Source organism: Gimesia chilikensis, from assembly GCF_007744075.1.
GTDB lineage: Bacteria > Planctomycetota > Planctomycetia > Planctomycetales > Planctomycetaceae > Gimesia > Gimesia chilikensis_A.
The window spans coordinates 565,460-586,633 of the sequence record NZ_CP036266.1 but is presented as its reverse complement, the minus strand read 5'-3'; the positions used below and the strand labels follow the sequence as shown (position 1 = coordinate 586,633).

Below are 21,174 nucleotides of genomic sequence, written 5' to 3'. Positions count from 1 at the left end.
CACAGCCGTTACGGCCAGCAGAACCACTCCATTCCCGCCAGGCGTTCTACACAGACAATCTCTAACACTTGCCAGCGATCCATCCTTACAGAGTTATGTTGCAATTTGACATCTTCGTAACGCGACCTAGCTTTAGGTAGTCATTCAGATGTATCTCTATCATCGCGATGACCGTTATGCTCTGAAAACAGACCAAACTGCCTGAATCGGTTTCCCCGGAATGCAAGTTACTCCAGTGCTCAATGCGGGTGACGATGAAATACATCAGGCAAATGTCTGTTTAAAGAGCATTGAAATTCAAATTTGCGCCAGACCAGTTCGGGCAGTACCTGTCTCGGGTTGTAATCTCGTCAAGGTTTTCCGATGAATAGTTCCCTGATAGCCAACAGTCAAACCGTGCCACAGCAGCAGTCTGTGCATGGCAGCTATCATATGGGCTCTTCACAGATCCTGAGGGAGTTGGTTGCATTCTCGGCCGAATCCGATGAACTGGCACTCAATACACAACATACGGACGATATCGATCAGGTCATCTGCCGTAAACACCTGCGCAAACTGTTGACTGCGCTGCAGGCACGTGATGCTGTCACACTCGGTCATTGTCGACGGGTCGCTTTCCTGGCCAAAGGGATTGCCAACAATCTGGGTTGGGAAGGTATCCACCTGAAACGCCTGGAAGTAGCCGCCCTGCTACACGATATTGGGAAAATCGGCGTCCCCGACCACATCATTTTCAAGCCGGGTAAGCTGACATCAGATGAAATCGAACTGATGTCGCATTACCACCACATCGGTCTCGATGTGCTACAGGCCTGTCGCACCGACCATGAAGTGTTGACGATCCTCTCGCAAACCCGCTTTCACTTCAGCGGGGCGACCAATGGATATCAATGTATCGGCAGTGACGTTCATCAGGGGGCACGCATCCTGGCGATCGCTGATGCCTATGATTCACTGGCCACCGATCAGGTCTATCGAACTGGGAAGAAACACGAAGACATCATGTCGATCCTGATGGGGGCCGCAGGCACTCAGTTCGATGGCAACATCATCTGTGCCCTGTCCCGCTGGGAACAGACCGAACGGGAAACCTTCCACGAAGCCATTCAGGAGGTCAACCGAAACTTTCAGCCGAAGCCACTGACTGAGCAGGAGATCGCGGAAGCGAATCTGATCAGTAATATTTTTTCCTACCTGTTTCAGATCGAAAGCCTTTACGACGGCTTTTATATCGTCAACTCGGATTTCCAGTTTGTGTTATTCAGCCCGGGTCTGGAACAACTGACTAACCTGCGAGCCGGCGACATGCTGGGCAACTCCTGGACCAATCACAGCGTCCCGGTGACGAATCAGGATGGAACGATGCTCGCCTCATCCGAGCACACTATGAACCGGGTCATCGCCAGTGGTAAATCAATGACCACGGAACTAATGCTGAAACGACCGGATGGCCGGCTGATTCAGATCGAAGTTCAATCCGTCCCCATGTTCGGGGAAGATAGCCGCCTGGTTGGCGTAGCGGAGATCTTTCGTGATCTGTCACGGAGCCTGAAGCGCCCTCAGGAATTCAACCAGTTGAAAATGGCCGCCAGCCAGGATGCACTGACGTCCGTTGCCAACCGGGGAGAACTGGAAACACAGCTGGCAATCATGCTGAACCAGGCCAGCCAGAACCAGAACACAGCTCCTTTAAGCATTATTTTCATCGACGCCGATCACTTTAAAAACATTAACGACACTTATGGGCATGCGGTTGGCGATGAAGTGCTCATTGAACTGGCCCGTCTGTTTCAGCATGAAACCTATTCCGGAGAACTGGTGGGGCGCTACGGGGGTGAAGAGTTTGTCATTCTCTGCCCGGAAACCGATCTGGAACATGCACGGCAAAAAGCAGAACGCCTGCGACTGGCGGTTAACAATCTGAAACTGGAAAATCTCAACAACAACCGCATTACCGCCTCTTTTGGCGTTGCACAGTTGGAGTCTGGTGACTCCCTGGAAAGCCTGTTCCATCGGGCCGACAATGCCCTCTACCAGGCGAAAGAAACAGGACGTAATCGGGTCTGCTCCCTGACCTGTGAGGATCAGATGTCGGGAGCAGCACCTGAAGTTGTTGCTCCTGCCCAATCCAATGCAGGCAAAATGGTCTTTGAGAGCTCCTTCAGCGCCCTCATCTCCTCCGATATTGTAGTTTACAAGCTCGGAGGCTTCGTCAATGACAATGATGCCCGCCTCACCGAAGTCAATCCGAATCGAGCTGTCATGCGTCTGGGCAAAGCCGGGCTACTTCCCTTCTGGGGAAAAACGGATGACCGCCGCCCGATCGAGGTGGAACTGGTCTTTGATAATGCCACCCGGAAATCCACTTCTGGCTCACGAAATGCAACACCCCGCGTGGAAGTCATGATCAGAATGACTCCCCTGGGCTGGATCAAACAGCCTGAAGTCTTCCAAAAACGGGCTACTCGTGTCTTTCGTCTGCTGAAAGATTATTTCGTCGCTGACTGAGCAAGCCAGCCTTGATCGGCAGATTCTGCCTGTGCCTCGCCGCCGTCCTACCGCTCGCAACAGACCAGGCAAAATGGCCAACCTTTTCCAATCACGCACCCTGCGTCAAATACTGAATATCCAACGATTTTACCCGTCCCGCACCCCCGGATAATCGTCAAGAACCGAAAAACCGTACACACCGCTGGAATCAGCATCCGATAAATCAACCGTATAGCTTAACACTCAGTCTGCGCACGGTGGCCTAATTGTGGATTCCAGATTTCGAAACAACATGATTCAAACCCGCTTGATGAGTTCAAGTAGACTCAGGTGTGTTCCCCTGCTTCTGTTTTTCACTCTGGTGGGAGTGACTGGCTGTGCCCATAACAGCTGTGGCGAAGCAGATTCGTGCCCGACGGTCTCCAGTCGTGTGAAGAAATGCTTTCTCTTCCATCATGACAAATGCTCTCCGAAACCATACTGGTCTATGGAAGGGTACCAAACCGACCTCGATAAATTCTTTGTGAAACACGCCGCCAAAAAGTGTGCCAAAGAATCGCTGAAGACCATGTCCGCCGATTGCCAGGACAAGCCATCCAAGTCCTTTCGAAAGGGATATCAGCAAGCCTACATGGACATTGCCCTGGGCGAATCGGGAGTTGTTCCCCCTGTACCGCCTGAGGAATACTGGGCTGCCCACTATCGGACTCCGGAAGGCTACATGGAAGTGCAGGAATGGTTCACAGGATACAAACTGGGCTCGGAACATGCCCGCGCTGACGGACGATACGACTATAATCGGATCGCGACCCCTTACTCACTGGCCGCCTGGGAGCAACCAGCTGCTGAACACTGGGATGGAAATGTAGCTTATCCAGAGGCGTCCATGCCAAGTCAGGCCCCACTTGAAACACACCCTGCACCAGCGGCAACACCCAGCCATAGATTACCTGAAACAACACTGCCACCTCCACCGGTCTCCGCACCACAAACACCATTGAAGACAGTACCACAGAGACACTTACCAGAACCACCTCCGGTACAGAGTCTGCCTGATAGAACCCCCAGCGCACAACCGCGACCACTGGTTCCACAACCCAGGATTCAATCCCCGACTGCAAAACCGACACCGAGTCCATCGGCCGGGATTCAACATACGCCTCTGCCTGATCAGAAAGCGAAACAGATTCGTCCTCAGGTCAAAGAACCGGCCTTACCCGCTTACATCAATGATGATCCGCCCCCCAGCCCGTACTCATTACAGTCTTACCCATATACACCATTGCCCGGAACAGGGGCGCGACTGGACACGCAAGGTGCGATCAATCAGATGAATGGACAGCAGCGGTATTCTGATTCCAGCATTGAAGATTACCCTTACCGATAAACCCGACACATTATAAGAACAGGACGGGAAGTCTTTCCTGTCGAGAGTAAATCAACAGCAGAAATGAACCACAGAATGGCACGACACAACATGACAACAATCGAATGTAAAGGTTCGATCAAAATGTTGAGACTCTACACCACTGACTTCGTACAGCGGGGACAGTTCTGGTGCGCACTGGCCTTGCTGCTGGCCCTGAATGGCTGTGCCGCCATTCATCCACTCAAAGGTGTTCCCGCACAATACCTGCCGAATGAATACAAAGGTGAAGTCCGTTCCGGTAAGGAAACCATTGACCTTTCACTGCTCCGTCAACCCGCCCCCAAACACTACCTGCTGGACTCGGGCGATGTATTGGGTGTATATATCGAAGGCGTTCTGGGACAGTTTAAAGAAGTACCCCCCGTTCATTTTCCTCAGACACAGGAAGTCGCGCCTTCATTAGGTTACCCGATTCCTATTCGTGAAGACGGTACAATCTCACTCCCCCTGATCGGCACTGTGTTCGCCCGGGGACTCACACTGACTCAGCTGGAAGAAACGATTCGCCGTAAATACACGACCGAGAAGGACATTCTTCGCGAAGGGCGGGATCGAATCCTGATCAGCCTGCAGAAGCCTCGTTCGTATCGGGTGCTGGTCATTCGTCAGGAAAATGCCAACGATCTGGTGGGAGCCACCGTCGGAAACCTGAATATTGGTCGCTCCAAGCGGGGAACCGGCCGGGTCATCAATTTACCCGCCTATAATAATGACGTCCTGCACGCCCTGGCAGAAACCGGCGGTCTGCCCGGACTGGATGCAGAAAACTCCATCTATATTATTCGTGGCGGCGCCAATGAGATGAATCAATCCGTTTGTCCCCCTCCGGTGCAGACCGGTTCGCACAGTATGAACGAGCCGAGAAACGCGCAGAAAATCCAACAGGTCTCTGACTCATACACTCCGCTGCCGGCCCCAACTCAGCTTCCATCAGACACCGCCTTCCAGGTGGGACAGCCCCTGTATCCGTTTGAGGGAAACAACTATTACTCCGGGGACTTCCCCGCTCCGACCATGATCAACGATTCCACCATGCAGCGACCAGGGATCGTCAAAATCCCGATCCGACTCAGCCCGGGTGAGCAAGTCAACCTCACACGCGAAGACATTATACTGCACGATGGTGATGTGGTGTTTATTGAGTCGCGAGATACGGAGATCTTTTATACCGGCGGTCTGCTGGGCGGAGGACAATACACCCTGCCCCGCGATTACGACCTCGATATTCTGGGCGCCATCTCCATTGCCCAGGGAGGCAATAATTCCAGCAATGGTAAATCAACGGGAGGTCCTTCGGCACTCAACCAGGACGTGACAATCAGTGCCAGCAACGCGATCATCCTCCGGCAACTGCCGAATGGTACCCAACTCCCCATCAAGGTTGACCTCTATCAGGCAGTCCGTGATCCGAGTCAACGGGTGCTGATTCAGCCCGGCGACTACATCATTCTGCAATACACCAAGTCGGAAGCGATCGCAGCCTTCATTGAAAGACACTTGCTGGAAGGAGCATTGTTCGGGCTGGCAGCCTCGAATCTCCAGAATGGCGGCGGCAACCGCTGAACAGGTCTGCCTGAGCAGAGCTGAAAGTCGAGACTACTTCTTCTCGACGATGAAGCCCTGTTTTTCGTCGGGTTTAGCCAGTAGAACTTCTCCTATGTGCTGCTTGTCTTTGAGTGTATCCCGACCAATCAGCAATAGCTGATCGGAGATACGCTCAACGCCCAACGCGCAATCGAGGGGGAATTTCGCTTTGAAGGTATAGTTTTCATCAGCCTTCAACAGTTCCGAACCATAACAGCCAAACCACCACTGCTGATTCGCAAAAGTGGCCGTCTGAATTCCCAGCAAAGTGTAGCCACTCTGCAAGACATGTTTCTTGACGAACTTGAGATTCTGATCGTATTCGTACAGATAGTTCTCCTTGAACCCTTTTGGCAATCCACCTACGACCAGGAATTTGCCCCCATGGTGTGCGATTCCTCCGGCTCCATAGGTCACTTCCGGGGTTTTGTGCTTGCCAATCAGCAGCAGTTTCTCCGCGTCGTAAACGTAAACCCAGGAATCTGCCTTCCCCTCGGCATTATTGAAATCACCAAAATTCACAGCGACATAGACTTTGCCATCCACATGACACAGATCTCCATGGTGATTTCCCACCGGAATCTTGATCAGGACCTTCCCGTCAGTATTGGTTTTTACGAGCTGAGTAGTAAAGCTCCAGAAGATATTTCCCTGTCCATCAACACAAACCCCCTGCAAATGATGCGGATACGTTCCCTCACAGCGGGTATTGTGATAGGGAGTCTGTTCCGGCTTTGTTTCCGCCTGGGCGATGGTACGGAGACCACAGACCAGAGCAATTACCAGCAACCATGACTCACACTGCAGTTTCATCACCAGCAAATCTCCTCAACAGCTAATCGGCAGAAATCAGGTCTGGTCCATCGCCGGCCCGCTTCTCGTACTTTCCGCTGGAGGATTTCACATACTTAGTGAATCCCAGCTCTCCCAGACGTTTGTCATCGTTTAAAGTACGCTTCGCCTCGGCGTCTGACCATTTTCCGGAAATATTCGCAGCAGTAATGACGCGTCGAACCGGCTCTCCGGTCTCTGGATGCTGCGTTAAAATTGGTTCACTCATCCGTTGAATGACCTCGAATCGTTCACCAGCCGACCCATCAGGGTTGACGACTTCATACACATAAGTAGGCATTGCTACCGGATAACCTCAAAAAAGGGGGGCAGAAATCAAGAATCTGCCAGCCGACACACTGGCCATCAGACCACTGTCAGTTCATATTCCCCACCGAGTAAACGGGCGAAATTGAGGGACAAATCCCTCCCCAGACAGCAGACTGCACAGACTATAGCTTCATCAGATCTATTGAAATCATATCCGAACCCGCATGCAAGGAAAAGGTCCTGAAGTTTGCAGCGCGAGCTTGAGATTTAGTGGCTGGTATATCTGGACCTGCCCAGCTAGAATCTGTTAGCATCTTCTATTGCTGAACCCAGACAAACTCACATAAGTACACACAGCGTGGGTAGTTTTTTTAACAGGAGAATTTTCCGTGCAAGTTGCGATTACTTGTCGTCATGGCAGCGTCTCAGATGGTCTGCGTGAATATATTACTGAAAAGTCTGAGAAGTTACTGACTTACTTTGAGCGGGTAACGGCAATCCAGATCACAATCGATCAAGGCGAAAACCAAAACCGGGTCGAAATTCTCGTCGATGCAGAACACAAACATAATTTTGTTTCACATGCAGAGGGCGACGAAGTTAAACCTAACTTCCACGCCGCTTTGAGCAAGATGGAACAGCAGATTAAAAAATACAAACAGAAGATTCAGGATCACCGCCGCGATCTTCCCCTCAATGAAATCGCTGAGAACGGAATGGCTGAGGCGGAAGCCGAGTCCGAAGAAGAAACCGAATCTGAATAATTTATTCCTCGCAGGCTGATTTTTGCTGAGGATTGAGACGAAACGTCTTACAATTAATATCGTGTGAACAGCCTCCCCTGAAGGAAAGAATCCATTTCCGGGGCCGTCACAATTTAACAATCATGTCTTGCGTGCCATCCGTTCTCCACGAGAAGGACGCAAACACCGACTTTTTTGCAGATGTAGTTAGAAGGAAAGAATACATGAAGTTAACAGACTTCGTGGTTTCGGAAGCGATCATTCCGGAATTGAATGTGACCACCAAAGAAGAAGCAATCCGCACCATGGTCGCCAGCCTGAAAAATGCAGGTAGCATTTCGGCTGATGACGAAGAAGGTATCGTATCGGCAATTCTCAAACGGGAAGAACTGGGATCTACCGGAATTGGTAACGGCGTTGCAGTCCCCCACACCAAACATTCTTCTGTCGAAAACCTGACAGCAGCTGTCGCCCTCTCTTCAGACGGGGTCGATTTTGCCAGCCTGGACGGCGAAGATGTTTATATTCTGTTTTTGCTGATCTCCCCCCTGGATCGTCCAGGAGATCACTTACGCGGTCTGGAGAATATTTCTCGCCACCTGCGGAATCAGAACTTCTGTAAGTTTCTCCGCCAGTCCAAGAACATCGAAGACATTGTTGAACTGCTCAATGAAGCGGACAGCAATCAACTGGACTAAGCTGAGAGACCTGATTGTCAGGGATACCCCTGCTCAATTGAAACTGACACTTCCTGCTGAGTTGAGTTGATGACTGTCTGGGAGGAGTATACGCTTCGCTGTACTCCTGATTGATCAAACTAACAGGAAAGGGGTAATTACGAAACCTCACTGAAAACAAAAGCCTTCAAGCGGTCCATGGCCTGTTTTCAGCCAGCTTCTGTAGTTATCAAAAGTGCCATGCAAGAATCTGTTTGCCGTCAGATTGTCACCGTCAAAATGAAACAGGGTCTGCATTTGCGCCCGATTTCTGAAATTGTCAGAATGACCCGTGACTATTCTTGCGACTTTAAAATTTCCAACGGGGATCGGTCGGCCAATGCCCGGGAAGTCTATGACCTGCTGGAACTGCAGGCACTCCCGGAAACCGAACTGGTCCTGGAAGCAGTCGGCGACGACGCCACAAAACTCATGGAAGAAATCGTTCAGTTTTTTGAATCAGGATACAAAAAATTTGAAGAAGTCTCTGATCTGTCTGACTAGCCCCTGAACACACCAACCCGGTGGTTCATCACCGGTTGCCTGTCTGTTGAAAGCGCCATAGTAGGCCCTGATTGAATGCTTGTAAAACGTGGAATTGCAGTTTCTCCGGGAGTAAATTTCGGTCCCGCCCTGATTCTGGGTGCGGAGGACTTTCGCATACCGCGGCAATTCGTCAGCGTCAATGTGATCGAAACCGAAATCGCTCGCCTGCGTTCTGCGCTCGATGCGGTCTGTGAAGAGATCGCCGTAAATGAAAGACTTGCCTCCGACAAACTGGGGGAACAGTACGGTGCCATTTTCGCCGCACACCTGCAGATGGTCAGTTCTCCCCGGCTTCGTGAAGAGATCGAGACTCTGATCCGGGATAAATGCTATTCCCCTGAGCACGCTTCCAGCCGAGTCTTCAGACGCTATACTAAGCTGGTGCAACACCTGGGTGACAATTACCTGGCGGAACGCGCCAGCGATATCATCGATCTGGAAAAGCGGCTGCTGAAACAGCTGCTCGGCGAAAAACGCGAAGAATTATCCAACCTGACAACGCCCATCGTCGTCCTCGCCAATAACCTGACCCCCAGCGAAACTGCGGGGCTGGCCAAGGAATTTGTGCTCGGCTTTGCTACCGAAGTCGGAGGTCGCACCAGCCATACCTCAATTCTGGCAGGAGCCCTGGAAATTCCAGCCGTCGTCGGTCTGGGAGAATTTCTCTCCGATGTCTCCGGCGGCGACATGGTCATTGTTGACGGCAACAACGGCGAAATCATCATTGACCCCGATGAAGAGACGCTGGCCCGATACAAGGATACCGGCGAACGTCAGCGTTCGATGGCAGCCCGACTGGCATCGAGGCGTAAAATTCGCTCGGAAACCAAAGATGGGACCCGAATTCACGTCATGGGGAACATTGAATTCCCTAATGAGGTTGAACACTGTGCCGAACGGGGGGCAGACGGAATCGGCCTCTACCGAACCGAATTCCTTTACCTGCAGTCCAACACCGAGCCCACCGAAGAAATTCACTACGACGCCTACTGTCGCGTCGTCCAGGCGGCCCAGAACCGCCCGATTGTCATCCGAACCCTCGACCTGGGTGCAGATAAGATTCCTCGTGGCTATCGCCACCTGGCCAAAGAGGGTATGAACCCGGCTCTGGGACTCCGCAGTGTCCGCCTCAGTCTGCGGGACCTGCCACTCTTCAAAACCCAGCTCCGGGCGATCTTCCGGGCAGCCGTTCACGGGGACGTCCGCATCATGTTCCCCCTCATCTCGACCCTGCTCGAATGGCGGCAGGCCAAGATGATTGTCGGCGACGTTCTGGAAGATCTCGAAGAACGGGGTGTGGATTTCAATCCCAATATTCCGATAGGAATGATGGTAGAAGTCCCGGCAGCTGCCCTGCTGGCAGAAGAATTTGCCGAAGAAGTTGACTTTTTCTCCATTGGGACAAACGACTTAATTCAGTATACTCTGGCAGTGGATCGGTCTGATCCCGCCGTTTCGTCGCTCTACAATTCTGCTGATCCTTCGATTTTAAGGCTCATCAAAATGGTGGTAGAAGCGGCCCGTAAAAAAAACATACCGGTTACCGTCTGTGGGCAGATGAGCTCCGACCTGAAATCGATCCCGCTGCTGGCAGGCCTGGGGATTCGACAGATCAGTGCCACACCACTGGCGATCCCGGAAGTAAAAGAAGTAATCAGACATCTGACAATCGCCCGGGCCGAGGAAATCGCAGCACATGCGATGACCATCGACGTGGCCCGCGACGTTGAAAGTTATTTAAGAGGAGAATTGTACAAAATCTGTCCTGACCTGTTTGATGAAGAGCTTCCTTTGTAAGCGCTCAACTCAAAGCAGTCGCTTCTGAAAAGCACCGGGACAACATTAACTGCAGGATCAGGTGAAAACTCACCCCTTCTGCAACCACGATTTTTACGTTTACATTTTGCAGCGGACTCGAACTGTTTTTCAAAAATCGGTTCGCTGCCATCCACTGCACCTCGGTGGTGCGTGGGTTGAGTATGAACCAGATTCAATCAAGACGAAATGCATGATACAGTCATTTCTCAAACCGAAAGCATTTACGTGTGATTCAGACTGAATGCAGGTTCCCGACACAGTGCTGGCTCTTCCCGAGCAGCCTGTCAGAGTTCCTGCGAACCGTCCTCTCGCACCAGTGACAGCAGTATGAACTACCCCCCTGATCCTTCAGAACAGATCATTTTGAAGACGGCTCAAGCCGCCTTACGGGGATATGCTGCCGCTTGCACATCACGCTTTCAAAGTCCACAGGCAGTTCCTGCCGCCTCTGTAACGACCTCTAACCCGCTGCGGTCATCCGCCCGTACAACAGACCTTAATGCGTTCTGTGTGCCACGCGCTACTCCGACTGTCAGCCACACCAGAGCAGTTACAGCATTCTCAGGAACGATCACGCCCGTCGACAATGTTCGGGAAATGATTCGACTCACCAGTCGCCCCCACCAGAATCTCTCTAAGCCGCCTCGTCACGGTCGATCGACCAGCGACACTTCGGCTTATTCCAGGAGAATCGCCCGCCCGGAGACTTATGTGCTCCCGCAAGGGCAACTGACTGGCTGCTCCACTACAAGAGACTGTTCTCGACGTGGAAAGTCCGTCTCCACAGTGACTGCTGAGGAATACTGCATTCGTCGTGTTCCACGACAAAGGGTATTCCATGAAAAAGGAAATGCTGATTAATGTCCTCCAGCCGGAGGAAAGTCGAATCGCCATCGTTGAAGATGGTGTCCTCGAAGAACTGTATGTCGAGCGTAACAGCCTCGAAAACCTGGTAGGAAATATCTACAAGGGTAAAGTCGTCAATATCGAGCCCAGTATTCAGGCCGCATTTGTCGATTTCGGCGTTGGACGGAATGGCTTCCTGCACGTCAGCGATCTCGAATATCAGTACTACAAACACATCACGGAAAACGGTGAGAACAAAGCTGCACGGGGTAGAAACTCCAAAGGCCGCCGTATCAATGAACGCAGCGTGGCTAACAAACCACCGATCCAGGAAATCCTGAAACGCGGCAGCGAAGTGCTGGTCCAGGTAATCAAGGAAGGGATTGGCAACAAAGGCCCCACGCTTTCTACCTACATCAGTATTCCCGGCCGCTACCTGGTCATCATGCCCGGACTGCAGCGGGTCGGCATCAGCCGCAAAATCACCGATGAAGACGTGAGAAAACAGCTGCGTTCCATCCTGACACAACTGGCACCTCCACCAGGACTGGGTTTTATTGTCCGCACCGCAGGCATTGATCGCTCAGCTGAAGATCTGCAACGCGACCTGAATTACCTGCTCCGTCTCTGGGGAACCATCGTCGGGCGCATCAAGAAACTACCGGCGCCTGTCGAAATTTACTCCGAGTCCGACATGATGATTCGCACGATTCGCGACATCTACAACAGCGAAATCGACACGCTCTACATCGACGAACCCACGGCCTACCAGCGGGCTCGCGACTTCATGAAAGTCGTCCTGCCTAAGCACGTCAATCGCATCAAGCACTACACCGGCAGTGATCCGATTTTCTACAACAGCAACCTGGATGATGAAATCTGCAGCATCCAGAACCGGCACGTGCCCATGAAAGGTGGCGGCTCAATCGTAATCGACCAGACTGAAGCCCTGGTCGCGATCGACGTCAACAGTGGTAACTACCGGGCTGATGACAATGCTGAAAAAACAGCTTTCAAAGTTAACATGAAAGCCGCTGAAGAAATCAGCCGCCAGATTCGTCTTCGGGACCTTGGCGGAGTAATCGTTATCGATTTCATCGACATGCGGGAAGAAAAGCACCGTCGGTCCGTCGAACGTCGACTGCGCGATCTGGTCAAACGGGACCGTGCCCGTACTAAAGTGCTCCGCATCAGTCCCTTCGGTCTGATTGAAATGACCCGCCAGAGAATTCGCCCCTCGCTCCGCAGGAGCATGTACGAAGACTGTCCCTCCTGTCGGGGAACGGGCCAGGTCAAAACAGCCGAAAGTATGGCCATCGAAGTCATGCGAACCCTGATGACCACGGTCTACAAGAAAAACATCGCGCGGCTGGTGCTGAATGTACATGAAAATGTGGCTAATTACCTGAATAATAAACGCCGCAAAGATATCAACAGCCTCGAAGAATCATCGAACACCGTTATTGCAATTAACGCACGTACAGATGTCGAACCAGAGCATCTCACCGCACGTTGTTACGACGATATTGGAAATGAAGTGAATTTCTAGTCGCTTCTGACTCGAAATTTCAAAAGTGACTCTTTACAATGCCCTGCTCGCTATGCGTATGAGAGGTACGGATTCCGCGCAGGGCCTGGCTGGCTGATAAAATAAACACACTCTGGTAGCTGTGTTTAACTATATAATATCATTAGCGTTGCGCTATTGATTCTGAATACAGATCGGATTCCATTTGCTTCATAAATCCGACTTCAGCAATTATTTGATCCAAGTGTAAGAAAAAAGAAGGTTTGAGGATGTTTGTAGTAATCGAAGATGGCAGCCATCAATATACGATTCAGGAAGGCGATACCCTGACAATCGACTACCGTGCTACAGCAACAGAAGGCGATTCAATCACTTTTGAAAGCGTGCTGCTCGCCAATGGTGGCGGTGCCAGCTCGATCGGCACCCCGGCTATCGAAGGTGCATCGGTCGAAGCCGAAGTTGTAAATCCAGAGGTCAAAGGCGAGAAACTGGAAATTCAGAAGTTCCGTCGCCGCAAGAACTCTCGTCGCCATACGGGTCACCGCCAGAAATACACCACAGTTCGCATCAAATCGATCACAGTGCCTGGTCTGGAAATTGTGGAAGCACAAGAAACAGAACCTGCTGCTACTGAAGCCTGATTCAAACTGACGCGTGCCCTACGCTGTCATTTGATGCGCACTGTATGAAATCTACTCTCAGCCCCCTGAGTTAATCTCAGGGGGCTGTTTGCATTTGAACGCATCCCCAGTCTCTCTTGCCTGCAAATCGACCTTGACCCAAAACCGTTATTTGACTTAACGTTATGCGGCTTTTGAGACGTCCGGCTATGAGACCGGGCAGTTCAGATATTCGGACGGACCGCAGACCGCATCCCAGGCAGGTAAGGATACTTCGATGCATCTCTTTTTTTCAGTAGGCGAACCCAGCGGAGATCAGCACACGGCTCACCTGATCGAAGAAATTCGCACCCGCCGCCCCGACGCTCGTTTCTCTGCCTTCGGTGGGCCAGAAATGCAGGCTGCTGGCTGTCACCTTGAAGTTCGGCTGACCGATTATGCCGTCATGGGCATTCTCAACGTTCTGCCTCTGATTTTTAAATTCATTCAGCTGATCCGGCAAGTCGGCGCCTACCTCGAACAGGAGCGCCCCGACGCCGTGATCCTTGTGGATTTCCCCGGATTCAACTGGTGGGTTGCGAAAAAAGCCAAAGCCCTGGGTATTCCGGTCTTCTATTACCTGCCCCCTCAACTCTGGGCCTGGGCCCCCTGGCGCATTCGCCGGGTCCGCAAAAATGTGGATTACATACTCTCCGGGCTCCAGTTTGAAAAACAATGGTATGAATCGCGAGGAATCAACGTCGATTACATCGGCCATCCCTTCTTTGATGAAGTGGTTTCCCGCAAGCTGCAACAGGATACCCTTACCGAGTTAAAACAGTCCGCGCCGCAGATTGTAGGTGTACTCCCCGGCTCCCGCACAAATGAGGTCACGCGCAACTTCCCTGTGATGCTACAGACGATTCGTCGCCTCTCTCAACAATTTCCCGACGCCATCTTTCCGATTGCCTGCTACCGGGAATCACACCTTGAACTCTGCCAGAACTTTATTCGCGAACAACAGGCTGAAGATTTACCACTGAAGCTCTATCTCAAAAAGACACCGGAAATCATCGAAGCCGCTGACTGCTGCCTGATGGTCTCCGGATCGGTCAGCCTGGAAATGCTGGCCCGCAAAACGCCAGCCGTTGTGCTGTATCGCAGCCACTGGGGCATGTATTTCCTGGGACAATTGCTGATCACCTGCAAATACATGTCACTCCCCAACCTGATCGCAGGACGGGAAATCATGCCGGAATTCCCCTCTGTCGGAAATCCGAACAAAGTCGTAACGCAAATGTCGACGATCCTGGCCGAGTGGCTGAGCAGCCCCCTGGCCCTGGAACGGGCCCGGTCAGAGCTCACGTCGCTCTATAATGAAACCGTCATACCCGGTGCCTCCGCACATGCAGCAGAAGCCATCTTGAGCCATACCGGAGTCCAGATCAGCTCTAAAGCGGCCGCCTGATATACACATAAACACACCGCGGTGTTCAATTCGTGTTAAATCGGGCACAAAACGACAATTTTCCAATGAGAATCTGGGGAACCTCCAATTGTTTGTTTTGTGTGAATGGTCCTCTTGAAAACTGCTCGTTAGAATCGTCGGATACGTCGTAACAGACCATTCCCGGCTGAAATCAGCCCCGGATGGCTGAAAAGATCACAATCTGTAAAACGCATCTTGGACTATCGGGACTACTTAAACTAATGGGAAAAAAAACGATCCGGATTGGAATTGTTGGCGCAGGAGCAAATACAAAAGCGCGACACATTCCGGGATTTCAGGCGATTGATGACGTCGAACTCGCAGGCGTTGTGAACTCAACTCAAGCCTCTACAGATAAAGTTGCCCGGAAATACGGTATTCCGCAAACCTACTCCCACTGGCAGGAACTGGTGGAAGACCCGGAAATCGACGCTGTTGTGATCGGCACCTGGCCCGATCTGCACTGTGAGATCACCTGCATGGCACTGGAAGCAGGCAAGCACGTGCTTACCGAAGCCAGAATGGCACGTAACCTGGAAGAAGCACGCAAGATGCTGAAAGTCTCCCAGGCGCGCCCCGACCTGATCGCCCAGATCGTCCCCAGCCCTTTCGGCCTGAAATACAATAATGAAATCATTAAGCTGATTTCGCATCAGTATCTGGGTCAATTACGGGAAGTCATCGTCCAGGGTGCCGACGATGCATTCTGGGATTACAGCAAAAAAATGCACTGGCGTCTCGATAAAGAAATCAGTGGCAACAACATGCTCACCATGGGCATCCTGCACGAGACCCTCAGCCGCTGGGTGCCTGCCACTGAACGCGTATTTGCCCAGTCTTCAATCTTCGAACCCGTTCGCCCCTCAGCAACTGACCAGGGCAACGCCAACGTGACTCTCCCTGACAGCCTGCAGATCGTGTCTCGCCTGCAGGGAGGCGCCAACGTCATCTATCACCTGAGTGGAACAATTCTCTTTGGACCAGGTCTGCAGATTCACCTGTATGGCAGCCTGGGAACCATCAAAGTTCAATTCACTCCCGAAGAGAAAATCTTTGTTGGTCACATGGGAGAGGATAAGCTCAAAGAAATTCAGGTTCCTCAGGAAGAGATCAGCGGCTGGCGTGTGGAATCGGAATTCATCGGTGCCATCCGTGGAGAGGAAGTCGTACACTTCACTGATTTCGCCACCGGTGTCAAATACATGGAGTTTTCCGAAGCGGTTGCCCGGAGCTGCGAACAGAATCAGCCTGTCTCGCTTCCGCTGTAAACTGGCAGATCGACTGAAAATCGTCATAATACAGGGACAGCGTTCAAAGCCAGACAGTCGAACCTGTCGATATTGATGTTATCCCTGACAGCCAGCTTCACTCGAAACGATCTGAAATCATGACAGAAACTTTGGAACAGGAATTACAGACAGCACTTCTGGCAGTCAGACAGGCTGCTTTGATCTGCAGAACAGTTCAATCTGCCATCACGGATGAAGTCCTGGAAAAAAAAGATAAGAGCCCGGTCACGATCGCAGATTTCAGCAGTCAGGCCGTTATCTGTCGTGCACTCCACAACGCATTCCCGGAAGATCCGATCATCGGCGAAGAAGATGCCGCTGAACTGAAAGGACCTGAAAACCGGGAGTTCCTGGAAAAGATTGTCGCAGAACTGACTGCTGACGGTATTCAGGATCCAACTCCTGAAAATGTCTGTACCTGGATCGATTACGGCGGTGCCAAAACATACAGCGACCGGTTCTGGACACTCGATCCCATTGATGGAACCAAAGGCTTTTTACGCAAAGAACAGTATGCGGTTTCACTGGCTTTGATCGTAGAGGGAAAAATCGTACTCGGCGTGCTGGGCTGTCCCAACCTGCCCTTTCCCGGGGAAAACCCAACCGCGGGGACGCTCTATTATGCAATCGCTGGACAAGGTGCCTACGCCCTTCCCCTCGTTCGCGAACAGGAGCCGAAACGCATCCGTGTGACCACCACTTCCGATTTTTCGGAATCCCGCTTCTGTGAATCCGTCGAATCGGGACACAGTTCACACAGCCACTCTCAGCAGCTGGCGGAACGACTGGGGATCAGCAAAGAGCCCCGGCGTCTGGACAGTCAGGCTAAATACGCTGTCGTCGCCCAGGGTGAGGCTGACATCTACATGCGGCTGCCCACACGCCCCGGTTATCGCGAGAAAATCTGGGATCATGCGGCAGGGGTCTTGCTGGTTGAAGAAGCGGGAGGGGAAGTCACTGATATCCACGGCAACCCTCTGCAATTTGACCAGGGATATGAACTGAAAAATAATCAGGGCGTGATCGTCACCAACGGACACCTGCACTCGCTCCTGATCCAGTCTCTGGACGAACTCGAATTTTAATCTCTGTATCGATCTGTCTTTTGATGATGTATTAACCGACATGGACTGGCACATCGTAGTCACGTTTCTCGTTTTGGCAGGGGTCATCTGCTCTCTGACGTTTCTACGTGCCGGCGCTGATACGATTTTGATGGGTGGTCTGACCATTCTCATCGTCTCCGGCATCGTTCCCGTCAATCAGGCTATGCAGGGGTTTGCCAACGAAGGCCTGCTGGCAGTCGCGTTTCTGTTCGTGGTCAGTGAAGGTATTCGGCAGACCGGTGGCTTCTCCTTCACGGGCCAGCAACTACTGGGACATCCGAAATCCCTGACCGATGCGCAGGCCCGCGTGATGGTGCCTTCCGCCATCCTGAGTGCATTCCTGAATAACACTCCCGTCGTCGCCATGATGATGCCCGTCATTTCTGACTGGGCCAAGAAAATGCGGATCTCCATTTCGCATCTGATGCTGCCTCTCAGCTATGCCGCGATTCTGGGCGGTCTCTGTACCCTGGTTGGCACCAGCACCACCCTGGTGGTCAATGGGCTGCTGCAGAGCCAGACAGATCGCCCTGCACTGACCATGTTTGAAATCGCCTGGATCGGAGTTCCGGTCATGGTTGTGGGACTGATTTATCTGCTGGTCTGCTCTCGCTGGCTGCTCCCCGAGCGAAAACCGGCGATCACTCCCATGGATGATCCTCGAGAATACACGGTAGAAATGGTCGTTGAACCTGGCTGCCCTCTGATAGGCAAAACCATCGAACAGGCCGGTCTGCGTCATCTGCCCGGCATGTACCTGATGGAAATCGACCGGGCCGATGATGTGATCGCCGCGGTCTCCTCGAATGAACGACTGGCCGCCAACGATCAGCTGGTCTTCGTGGGCGTTGTTGAATCGGTCATCGATCTGCAGAAAATCCCCGGCCTCAAACCAGCCACCGACCAGTTGTTCAAACTCTCCGGCCCCCGCTCCGAACGCTGCCTGATTGAAGCAGTTGTCTCAGACAGCTTTCGGTTTCTCAACATGTCCATCCGCACCGCGAAGTTTCGCTCCAATTACAACGCTGCGGTTATCGCGGTGGCGCGAAATGGTCAGCGGATCAATAAGAAGATTGGTGACATTGAACTGCAGCGAGGCGACACATTGCTCATCGAAGCACACCCCTCGTTCATCGATCAGCAACGGAACTCCCGTGAATTCTTCCTGGTCAGCCAGGTCGAAGATTCCACGCCTCCAAGACACGAACGCGCCTGGATCGCCCGGCTGATCCTGTTGGCCATGATCGGCATGGTCGCCGTGTTCAACATTCCGATGCTTGTGGCCGCTATGGTGGCTGCCGGTCTGATGACCGCTACCCGCTGCTGCAGTGCCACGGAAGCCAAACGCTCGATTGACTGGGGAGTGCTGATCACCATCGCAGCCGGACTGGGAATCGGACAGGCCATCGATAACTCTGGTGCCGCCAGACTGATTGCCAACGGATTTACCGGCATGGCTAACGACAGTCCTCTGATCGTCCTCGCGATTCTCTCATTCATCACCCTGGTCTTCACGAATCTGATTACCGCCAAAGCCACGGCAACACTGATCTTTCCGATCACGGTCGCCACCGCAAATGCCCTGGGTGTGGACCTGATGCCGTTTGTGATTGCCATCATCATTTCCGCAGCCGCCTGTTTCGCCACCCCCATCGGCTACCAGACCAACCTGATGGTCTTCGGGCCCGGGGGGTATAAATATGGTGACTATCTGCGTATTGGCGGCCCGCTGACTTTGATTGTCTGGTTATTGACAGTCATCGTCGTACCTCTTGTCTGGCCCTTCCATCCCTGATAATGTAAATTGAGAAATCACCCGCCGTATTCGGTACCGATTCCTTTTTTCATGATCAGGGTTCCTCCATGCATCGCAGCCTCTGCTCCCGCTTTGTCCCCGCGCTGGCATTCTTCGCCTTACTGGTATCTGCTCCCGCAAATCTCTCTGCTCAGGATGCACCTCCTGCAGATCGCAAGAAACTCGAAGCAGAACTTCAGGAACTGCAACAGCAGATTCAGACACTTAAACAAAATCCCCAGATCGAACGCTCCCTGCTCGCCGACGTGGAAATTTATGCGAAAGCAGCAGAATGGATTTTACGCCACAAGGAATTTTACAAACCACAGTACGTCAAAGAGACCTACCAGGTTCTCGAAACCGGACGCCAGCGAGCCAGTCAACTCGCAGCAGGCAAACCCGAGTGGACTGATCCGAAGGGTACGGTGCTCTTCGGATACTACTCGAAGATCGATGGCTCCGTACAACCGTATGCTTTGACCTTTCCTGCAGACTTCAAACAGAAATCCAGCCAGCGCTGGCCCCTGCATGTGGAACTGCATGGCCGAGGAGGCAGACGCAACGAAGTCTTCTTTATCATGCATCCAAATGGCAGAGGACCGCGTAAAGATCACGACTGGTTGCACCTTGATCCCTTTGGCCGGACAGATAACGGTTGGCGCTGGAGTGGAGAAGTTGACGTACATGAAGCGATCGCCGATGTCAAAAAACGTTACCTGATCGACAAACAGCGGATCACCCTGCGTGGCTTCTCCATGGGAGGCGCTGGTGCCTGGCATCTGGGACTGCATTATCCCTCTGAATGGTGCGGTGTGGGACCGGGAGCGGGCTTTGTCGATTTCTACCAGTATCAGAACCATAAAGAGAAACTGCCTCCCTATCAGGATAAAACTCTGCACATTTATGACTCCATCGACTACGCCCTCAACGCTGCGGATGTTCCAGTCGTGACCTATGGAGGCGGAAAAGACAAGCAGCTGGTCTCGAGCACTCGGATGGTCGAAAAGGCTAAAGAACTGGATATCAAAATCCCCCTGTATATCAGCCCCGAGGCGGCACATCAGTCACGGATGCCCGCTTATCAGGATTTCCTTGCACAGCTGCTGAAGATCTCCAAAGAGGGACGCCCCGCCTGGCCGGGCCGCAAGCAGATCCGCTTTATTACATACACCCCCAAGTTCAATGAATGCGAATGGCTCAACATCGAAGAGCTGGACCAGATGTACGAGCCGACCACCGTCGAAGGGGGACTGGATGAGGAATCAGGAAATCTGGAACTGACCACTGACAATGTGGCTGCCCTGTCTATCGCCCGTGATATCGCTCCCAAAGTCGAACTGGACGGGACCCTGCTTCCGTTGGAGTCGGCAGCCAGCGGACTGCTGCCCCAGGTCTACTTTGTCAAAGGTAACAGCGGCTGGGATGTGCTCAAATACGACGATTCCAAAGCCTTCATCGAAAACTCGAATCTACGCAAACGCCGCAATCTACAGGGGCCGATCGACGACGCCTTCACCCTGCCCTTTGTTTGCGTGAAAGGGACTGGCACTCCCTGGACTCCCGAGCAACAAGCCTGGTCGCAATCCGTGCTCTCTCTTTTCGAGAAAGAATTCGACAAGTGGTTGCGAGGAAAGGTTCCCGTCATCACAGATAAAGAGGTTACTGATCAGACCATCGCCGACAAGAACCTGATTCTGTTCGGAGACCCTGGCTCCAATGCGTTGATCGCCAAAATTGTCGAAGACCTGCCGATCCAATGGTCGAACGATCAGATCACCGTCAACGGGAAGACCTATGATACCAAAGACCATGGAGTTGCCCTGATCTATCCCAACCCTCTGAATCCGACGCGATATGTGGTCATCAATTCCGGGCATACCATGCATGAAAAAGATTTCCGCGCTTCCAATTCCTGGCTGTTCCCCAAGCTGGGTGATATTGCCGTCATCAAGTTCAAAGAGAACAAAGATGGTAATTTCGAGAATGAAACGGTCTGGGCTGAACTCTTCGACAGCAACTGGGAACTTCCCTGATTTCGAGATTCGTTTTTTTCAGTTAATCGAATCAGAGACATGCTCGATGCGTTCTTTTCCCT

General features: G+C 52.3%; 16 protein-coding genes. 14 read left to right on the top strand and 2 right to left on the bottom strand.

What is annotated here, in order from left to right; all coding sequences use genetic code 11:
- Nucleotides 1-363: 363 nt before the first annotated feature.
- The 3 genes from HG66A1_RS02330 to HG66A1_RS02320 all read left to right on the top strand — a co-directional run bounded on the left by HG66A1_RS02330 (nt 364) and on the right by HG66A1_RS02320 (nt 5,482).
- On the top strand, nt 364-2,508 hold the full coding sequence (locus tag HG66A1_RS02330; protein ID WP_145180476.1) for a diguanylate cyclase: 2,145 nt from the start codon (nt 364-366) through the stop codon (nt 2,506-2,508).
- A gap of 469 nt (nt 2,509-2,977) precedes the next feature.
- A complete protein-coding gene (locus HG66A1_RS02325) occupies nt 2,978-3,877 on the top strand; it encodes a hypothetical protein (RefSeq protein ID WP_145180474.1) in 900 nt (299 codons plus the stop codon).
- Nucleotides 3,878-3,952: 75 nt separating this feature from the next.
- Nucleotides 3,953-5,482 carry a polysaccharide biosynthesis/export family protein gene (locus HG66A1_RS02320; protein WP_197996949.1) on the top strand — a complete coding sequence of 510 codons (1,530 nt, stop codon included), beginning with the start codon at nt 3,953-3,955 and terminating at the stop codon, nt 5,480-5,482.
- A gap of 33 nt (nt 5,483-5,515) precedes the next feature.
- Here HG66A1_RS02320 and HG66A1_RS02315 read toward each other — a convergent pair whose 3' ends face one another.
- Both HG66A1_RS02315 and HG66A1_RS02310 read right to left on the bottom strand, forming a co-directional pair.
- Nucleotides 5,516-6,316 carry a hypothetical protein gene (locus HG66A1_RS02315; RefSeq protein ID WP_145180470.1) on the bottom strand — a complete coding sequence of 267 codons (801 nt, stop codon included), beginning with the start codon at nt 6,314-6,316 and terminating at the stop codon, nt 5,516-5,518.
- Between the two features lie 22 nt (nt 6,317-6,338).
- Nucleotides 6,339-6,563 (bottom strand): FmdB family zinc ribbon protein, encoded by a 225-nt coding sequence (locus HG66A1_RS02310; protein ID WP_232106739.1) that lies wholly within the window; start codon nt 6,561-6,563, stop codon nt 6,339-6,341.
- A 430-nt stretch (nt 6,564-6,993) separates the two neighbouring features.
- Between HG66A1_RS02310 and hpf the strand changes: the two genes are divergently transcribed.
- From hpf to HG66A1_RS02255, 11 genes are all read left to right on the top strand, one after another.
- Nucleotides 6,994-7,368 carry a ribosome hibernation-promoting factor, HPF/YfiA family gene (gene hpf, locus HG66A1_RS02305; protein ID WP_145180466.1) on the top strand — a complete coding sequence of 125 codons (375 nt, stop codon included), beginning with the start codon at nt 6,994-6,996 and terminating at the stop codon, nt 7,366-7,368.
- Nucleotides 7,369-7,571: 203 nt separating this feature from the next.
- Entirely contained in the window at nt 7,572-8,045 is a 474-nt protein-coding gene (locus HG66A1_RS02300) for a PTS sugar transporter subunit IIA (RefSeq protein ID WP_145036190.1), read from the top strand.
- A 219-nt stretch (nt 8,046-8,264) separates the two neighbouring features.
- A complete protein-coding gene (locus tag HG66A1_RS02295) occupies nt 8,265-8,567 on the top strand; it encodes an HPr family phosphocarrier protein (protein WP_197993780.1) in 303 nt (100 codons plus the stop codon).
- A 75-nt stretch (nt 8,568-8,642) separates the two neighbouring features.
- Nucleotides 8,643-10,406: a phosphoenolpyruvate--protein phosphotransferase gene (gene ptsP, locus HG66A1_RS02290; protein ID WP_145180462.1), complete on the top strand. Its 1,764-nt coding sequence runs from the start codon at nt 8,643-8,645 to the stop codon at nt 10,404-10,406.
- 859 nt (nt 10,407-11,265) lie between these two features.
- On the top strand, nt 11,266-12,822 hold the full coding sequence (locus HG66A1_RS02285) for a ribonuclease E/G (protein WP_145180460.1): 1,557 nt from the start codon (nt 11,266-11,268) through the stop codon (nt 12,820-12,822).
- A gap of 248 nt (nt 12,823-13,070) precedes the next feature.
- Nucleotides 13,071-13,442 carry a 50S ribosomal protein L21 gene (rplU, locus tag HG66A1_RS02280; protein ID WP_145036180.1) on the top strand — a complete coding sequence of 124 codons (372 nt, stop codon included), beginning with the start codon at nt 13,071-13,073 and terminating at the stop codon, nt 13,440-13,442.
- Between the two features lie 256 nt (nt 13,443-13,698).
- Entirely contained in the window at nt 13,699-14,868 is a 1,170-nt protein-coding gene (gene lpxB / locus HG66A1_RS02275; RefSeq protein WP_145180458.1) for a lipid-A-disaccharide synthase, read from the top strand.
- Between the two features lie 242 nt (nt 14,869-15,110).
- The gene (locus HG66A1_RS02270; RefSeq protein WP_145180456.1) at nt 15,111-16,157 is read left to right on the top strand and encodes a Gfo/Idh/MocA family protein; all 1,047 of its coding nucleotides are present in this window, start codon (nt 15,111-15,113) and stop codon (nt 16,155-16,157) included.
- 119 nt (nt 16,158-16,276) lie between these two features.
- Entirely contained in the window at nt 16,277-17,263 is a 987-nt protein-coding gene (locus HG66A1_RS02265; RefSeq protein ID WP_145180454.1) for a 3'(2'),5'-bisphosphate nucleotidase, read from the top strand.
- 40 nt (nt 17,264-17,303) lie between these two features.
- Entirely contained in the window at nt 17,304-19,079 is a 1,776-nt protein-coding gene (locus HG66A1_RS02260) for an SLC13 family permease (protein WP_145180452.1), read from the top strand.
- A 68-nt stretch (nt 19,080-19,147) separates the two neighbouring features.
- Nucleotides 19,148-21,112 (top strand): prolyl oligopeptidase family serine peptidase, encoded by a 1,965-nt coding sequence (locus tag HG66A1_RS02255; RefSeq protein ID WP_145180450.1) that lies wholly within the window; start codon nt 19,148-19,150, stop codon nt 21,110-21,112.
- The last annotated feature ends 62 nt before the right edge of the window (nt 21,113-21,174 follow it).